We start from the raw sequence: 6,000 nt of genomic DNA, 5'->3' as shown, positions 1-6,000 counted from the left end.
TTCGATCCATGTTCTACCTGCACATTCCCTGCGGGGTTTATATTGCCTCCCGCTCCCGCCGTCGCGGTGATCGTGTAGGTCTTCAGTCTGAAGTTGGCTACGAGTGTCCTGTTCGCAGTCGCTGTGAACGAGTAAGCGGCATTCGCGCTCACCTGCACCCCGTTCTCTGTCCAGTTGACAAATTCGTAGCCTTCGTTTGGAGTGGCCAAAAGGTTTACAGTATCTCCGTGAGTGTAGTTTCCTCCGCCGCTCACATTTCCACCGGCCGGAGGATTTGCCGAAACGGTTATTGTGTAACTCTTAAGTCGGAATGTAGCGTGAATGGTGTGGTTAGTCGTGACGTTTTTGAAGTTGTATGTGGAAACGGCCCCAATAGAGACTCCATCTACCTTTACGTCTTCTATCTCGTATCCAGTATTCGGGGTTATGTTGAACAATCTGTTCGATCCATGTTCTACCTGCACATTCCCTGCGGGATTTATACTACCTCCAGCCCCCGCTGTCGCGGTGATCGTGTAGGTCTTCTTTGTGAGTATCACACCGACTGTCTCATCGCCATCGACATTGACGTTGCCAGTCGCGTTGTTGTATCCTATCTTGCTCACCGTATATGCTCTGTTGCCAGCCAGCACTCCAGTAAACACCGCCTTTCCCTGCGCGTCCGTGGCCTTTGTCTCACCGTAGAATGTTACGCTCGCGCCCTGAACTGCTCCCTGGTTATCGCTCACGTTGAAGGTCACTGTATATGTTGGAGGAGGCAGAAGTGAGAAGCTGGCGTGGATCGTGTGGTCAGCAGCGACTTCAGTGAAAGTATACGATGTCCTCGGTCCAACAGACTCCCCATCGATCAGTACGTCTTCAACGTTGTAGCCCTCATCGGGAGTTATAGCAAACTCCTGATCATCTCCATGATTTACTGAGACATCACCAGAGGGATCTATGTTTCCTCCCGCTCCATCCGTCGCGGTGATTGTGTAGGTCTTCAGTCTGAAGTTGGCCACGAGCGTTCTGTTCGCGGTAGCCACGAATGAGTAAGCGGCATTCGTGCTTACCTGCTCTCCATTCTCTGTCCAGTTGACGAACTCATAGCCTTCGTTTGGAGTGGCCACAAGGTCCACAGTGTCTCCGTGGTTGTAGCTCACGGCTCCAGTTACCGTTCCACCGGCAGGAGGATTGGCCGATACGGCTATTGTGTAAGTCTTAAGTCGGAATGTAGCGTGAATAGTATGATTGGCGGTCACGTTGTTGAATGTGTAGCTGGATACAGCTCCAACGGAAACTCCGTCTACTTCGACATCTCCTATGTCATAACTGGCATTGGGAATTATTGTGAATGATTGACTCGAACCGTGGGTAACATTCACATTCCCTGCGGGGTTTATATTGCCTCCCGCTACAGCCGTCGCGGTGATCGTGTAGGTCTTCAATCTGAAGTTGGCTACGAGTGTCCTGTTCGAGGTCGCCGTGAACGAGTAAGCGGCGTTCGCGCTTACCTGCACTCCATTCTCTGTCCAGTTTATGAATTCATAGCCTTCGTTTGCAGTGGCCACAAGGTTAACAGCATCTCCGTGATTGTAGCTCCCGGCTCCAGTTATTGCTCCACCGGCCGGAGGATTGGCCGATGCGGCTATCGTGTACTTCTTTATTGTGAAGGTCGCTGTTACTGTCTTATTTGAATCCATTGCTATGTTTGCGGGATTTGCAGAACCACTAAGGTCTCCGCTCCAGCCGGCGAAGTTCCAGCCCTCATCCGGGGTAGCGGTAAGCTGTACTTCCTCTCCATAATCGTATGCAGTTTTGTTCGGATTCTTCGTTACAGTTCCCTGGCCTACTACGTTTGTCGTCAGTGTATAGGTCTTGAGCTTGAAAGTTGCGTGGATTGTGTGATCTGATGTAACTTTGGTGTAAGTGTAATTGTCGACTTGCCCGATTGATACTCCGTCAGAAACTACATCTTCTATAGCATAACCATCATCGGCAATTACACTGAAATTAATACTGTCTCCATGATCGACTTCCACCTCTCCGGAAGGATCTATGCTTCCTCCCGGTCCTGCTGTCGCAGTGATAATGTAAGCCTTCCTTTCAAGAGTTACTTCTACAGTTTTGTCCTCATCCACGTTAACGCTTCCAATAGCTTCGTTGTAGCCTGCCTTGTTCACAAAGTAATCCTTGTTCCCCGCCAACACACCAGCAAACACTGCTTTGCCACTCGCGTCTGTGGTCTTTGTCTCACTATTGAAAGTGACGTTCGCTCCTTGCACGGCTCCGGATGAATCAATCACTGAAAACGTTACGGAAAATGATTCTTCTCCCACAACTTGAACGCTGACTTTCTTCAAAGCGCTCTTGTATTTGTCTTTGGTCGCCTCAATTGTAATCTCTGCCTCTCCGGCAGAGACACCGATTACCATACCAGAAGTTGTGACTGTCGCTACCGATTCGTTGTTGGAAGAAAACTTCAAGGTAGCATCCTCTGGTTTTACTTTGATTCGTATCTGCTCCGACTCACCGATTCCAATTGACAGCTCTGAATTCTCTATTGACAGAGTTACGTTTCGAAAAAGAAAGCAACCTTGGGTCGAGAAAACCACAAGAACAAGCAAAATAGACAGTAAAACTGATGAAGTCTTTTTCACAGAAATCTGCTCCTTGAAGGAAATATGTAATTTTAAAATACCTGCTATTAAGATATTTTACCATGTTGTCATCTTATTCAACAAAGTGAGAGGGGTACCTTAGAATATCAACGGTTATTTCAGTTTATTAGTGTAGCGCAGGGCTTCAATGATTTCTTCTATGTGAACTCCCCAACCAGCGTTGAGAAACTGGTTCTCTTCAATTTCCTTTCCGCCTCTTCTGAGTTTCGGGCTGAAGCCCAGCGGCAGATGAACCGTCCTGCTCTGGATTGCCCAGACCTTCCCTTTCATGTCCACTATCGGCCCGCCGCTCTGGCCAAGAAGACCTGGCGAAGAGGTCTCAATGAATTTCGCAATCGTCTTTGCCTCTTTGAATGCAGGAGCCACTACGGTTCTTGTGTATATTCCCTCAATCGGATAGAGTGATGGCAAGCTCTTGCTGTCCATCAAAAATCTGGAGTTCTTTTTGTCAAAGGAGGCTCTTATTCTAGAAAAGGGATAACCGACCCTGCACAAGCTAGTTCCAATACTCATTTCCTCAGGTGTCACGAAAACGGGATACTCCATGATCTCAGAGGGGTCGAACGGGTCAAGTCTACCAACAACTAGATCGGACTCTGGGAATGGCTTTATATCCTTCAGGCTCTTTCCATCTCCACCCCACCAAAACGAATGATTTTCAATCTTCTTCTCCGGATCGTTTTCCTTTTTCGTCTGCTGCTGTTTGTATAAGAAATACGATTGCCACAGGTGAGCAACTGTTATTATCCAGCCTTCTCGATTAAGTATCATGAAGGTCCCGCAAGTTGCGGACACCTTGCCCGTACCGCTTCTCGTAAGAACTACGACCGGTCTTGTGAACTGACTTGCTATCCTAAAAGCTTCCGAAAACACTTCGCACCTCCAGTAGCGTTGCCTGAATTCAGATGCTGCTCTTAGCCGATAGTCTCTATCCAGAGACTTTTCGCTTGCATTTTCGTACAAAGTGACACATTAGAATGGTAACATACCGGGGTTTCCCGTCCTAGCTTAATGCGGTACAATTTAGCTGATCAATGATATCGGATTAGGAGTGATCACTTGAAAGTAGCATTCAGGACATTCGGTTGCCAGATGAATATGAACGATACAGAAGCTATGATGGGTATTCTCTCTGCCGCCGGTCACAAGATTGCAGGCAGTGAGGAAGAAGCAGACGCAATCATCGTAAACACATGCGCCGTAAGAGGCAAATCTGAGGACAAGCTGTACGGCAAACTAGGCCAACTGAAGGCGCTTAAGAAGAAGAACGGGAGACTTCTGGTAGGTGTCTGCGGATGTGTAGCCGAGAAGAATGCCACCGAACTGCTTACTCACAAAGAGGTCGACTTCGTTTTTGGGACACGCTCGATTACGAAAGTAGGTGAATTGCTCAGAAGAGCGGAGTCGGGCGAGAGATTCATAGAGATGGGCGACTTCATTGATGAACTCGATTCGGATACTCCTAGAATTAGGACTAGCTCGCATCACGCTTGGATTACCATAATATTTGGATGCGACAAATTCTGTTCTTACTGCATTGTGCCATATACAAGAGGAAGAGAGAAGAGCAGGGAAATGGAAGACATCCTATCCGAGGCAAGAGGACTTGCTGGAAGGGGTTATAGAGAGATTACCTATTTGGGACAGAATGTCGACTCTTATGGCAAGGATCTGGATGATGGATCGTCCCTTGCAAATCTTATTAGAAAGACTTCAAGAATAGAAGGGATTGAGAGAATCTGGTTCCTAACCTCCTATCCGAGGGACTTCAGTGACGAACTGATAGATGTTATAGCTTCATCCGATAAGATATCACGCTCAATTCACCTCCCAGTACAATCGGGAAGCAATAGAATTCTTAAATCAATGAACAGGGGCTATTCGAGAGAGTACTATCTAGATCTCATCGAGCGTGTCAAAACAAGAATTCCTGATGCAACCTTGAGCACTGATATTATTATCGGCTTTCCCGGGGAGACAGAAGAGGAGTACATAGAAACGGTTTCGCTTGTGAAGGAAATCAGATTTGAACGAATCAACCTGGCAATGTATTCACCCAGAGAAGGCACGATATCTGCAAGAAAGATGGCTGATGATGTTCCACAAGAAGTGAAGACTAGAAGGCTCAATGATCTTCTCGCTTTGCAAAAACACATCAACAGGGAAGAAAACGAGAAGTATCTTGACAGAATTATAGATGTAATCGGCGAAGGCAAGATCAAAGGAAACGGCAAGATCTACGGAAGAACAATGAACAACAAAATCGTCATCTACGAAGCACAACCCGAACTGATCGGCAAATCTGTTAAGATCAAAGTAGATAGAGTATCCGCGGGACCGTTGTATGGAGTAATTACACCATGAGACAGGGGTGCGGGGTTGCAGGTTCGTGGTAGGAAAGAGCAAAATGAAACTCGTTGATCGTTGAATGTTCACCGTTCTCCGAGACCGCCGCCGAGACCGAAACATCTTCGCTCCAGAGCGACAATCTGTTCTTCGTTCTGGGCACGAGGGAGACCGGAGGGGCGGGCTTGCGGGCTCGGTAGGGAAGATCGAGTTGAAACTGGTTCACCGATGAGCGGTTCACCGCTCGCCCAGGAAACATGTTTTTCGTTCCGGAACAAGTATCTGTAAGTCGTTTTTGGTCAAACCATTTATTCAAAGAATAGCGAGAAGGGGAAAGCAAAGAGGGCAGGGACAGGCACGGATCCGGAGCATCTCAGAAGCTTTGAAAAGCTCTTTAATCCCCTCTCGAGAGGGGCGCCGATGGCTTCATCGCCGACGGGGTGTGACTAGCCGGCCTTCTCGGAGAACGGAGGACTTTTGAACGACAACGTTATTTTCATCAGCTATCAGCGTTTTAGGAGCGGGATTCTGAAACAATTTCAGCATGACGGAATCCTTGACAAAGAACCACGAACCTGGACGCGCAGCGTCGGAACGAAGAACCGTTCTTCGAAGGACGGGTTCATGGTCTTGGACGAAGGACCAAGGACGGATCTGGTTCAAGCATGACCGACAGATCGCGGCATTTCTAATCTGATTTGTCTGTCCCGCACTTGCAACTTGGAACTGGCAACTTGCAACTGCTCTTTCGAAGGACGGGTCCATGATTTGGGGCGAAGGACCAAGGACGGCTCTCTTGAGCATGACGGGTTGTGAGGTTCTCAGAACGACCTTTCTTTTGAGTCCTCTTTCGAGAGACTCATTATTATCTTTAGTTAGGGAGTTAGTGAGGAATAATATGATACTCCTTCTCCCTCAACAAGGTATGCTGTGTTTGGCTCTTGATGATCCTGACCTTAAGTCCTCCCTTGAGGGAGGAGGGCCACGCAGTGGC

The 6,000-nt window shown here is 47.9% G+C and carries 3 protein-coding genes; 1 reads left to right on the top strand and 2 read right to left on the bottom strand.

Annotated features, from left to right (window positions below):
• Positions 1–2,639, bottom strand: a 2,639-nt coding sequence (locus B3157_RS00760) for an InlB B-repeat-containing protein (RefSeq protein ID WP_292588077.1), incomplete at its 3' end; no start/stop codon positions are given.
• A 114-nt stretch (positions 2,640–2,753) separates the two neighbouring features.
• Positions 2,754–3,533, bottom strand: a complete 780-nt coding sequence (locus B3157_RS00755) for a trypsin-like peptidase domain-containing protein (protein ID WP_292588075.1) — start codon at positions 3,531–3,533, stop codon at positions 2,754–2,756.
• Between the two features lie 186 nt (positions 3,534–3,719).
• On the opposite strand from B3157_RS00755, the gene miaB reads away from it, so the two are divergent.
• A complete protein-coding gene (gene miaB / locus B3157_RS00750) occupies positions 3,720–5,024 on the top strand; it encodes a tRNA (N6-isopentenyl adenosine(37)-C2)-methylthiotransferase MiaB (protein WP_292588073.1) in 1,305 nt (434 codons plus the stop codon).
• Positions 5,025–6,000: the final 976 nt, after the last annotated feature.

The organism is Mesotoga sp. UBA5557 (assembly GCF_002425715.1).
In the GTDB taxonomy this organism is placed as follows: Bacteria; Thermotogota; Thermotogae; order Petrotogales; family Kosmotogaceae; genus Mesotoga.
This window is presented reverse-complemented; position numbering and strand designations above follow the sequence as displayed.